This window comes from Alkalihalophilus lindianensis (assembly GCF_032843265.1).
In the GTDB taxonomy this organism is placed as follows: Bacteria; Bacillota; Bacilli; order Bacillales; family Bacillaceae_D; genus Alkalihalophilus; species Alkalihalophilus lindianensis.
On the sequence record NZ_JAWJBA010000096.1, the window covers coordinates 1 to 372 of the forward strand.

At 31.5% G+C, this 372-nt stretch carries 1 protein-coding gene; it reads left to right on the forward strand.

All coding sequences use genetic code 11. From position 1 onward, the window contains the following. Nucleotides 1-372, forward strand: a 372-nt coding sequence (locus RYX56_RS21455) for a hypothetical protein (protein ID WP_317124004.1), incomplete at both ends; no start/stop codon positions are given.

Consider the following 372-nt stretch of genomic DNA (forward strand, 5'->3'; position numbering starts at 1 on the left):
GTGGAACAACCATTCTATATGAAATGACAAATAAAAGAAGCACGTATGATCGTTTACCGACTTCACCAGACAATCTTAAAGCAATCGCAGTTGGGGAAACTTATTTGAATAATAAAGTGAATAATGATATTACGAATAAGTTAAATGGTTCATCTTCTCCAAATATTGCATTCAAAAATAGTCTAACCCCTGTACCACTGTTTTATAAAAACGAGCTTAATAGCAGTGATACGATTAATAAATCTGTCAGAGTATCGAAAGTTAATTTGAATAATAATCTATCATTAACCGTTAATGGGGATTTGTATGTGGAAAATGATATTAATTTAGGCAATAATGTCTCACTGACAGTTAACGGAAACCTATTCATTG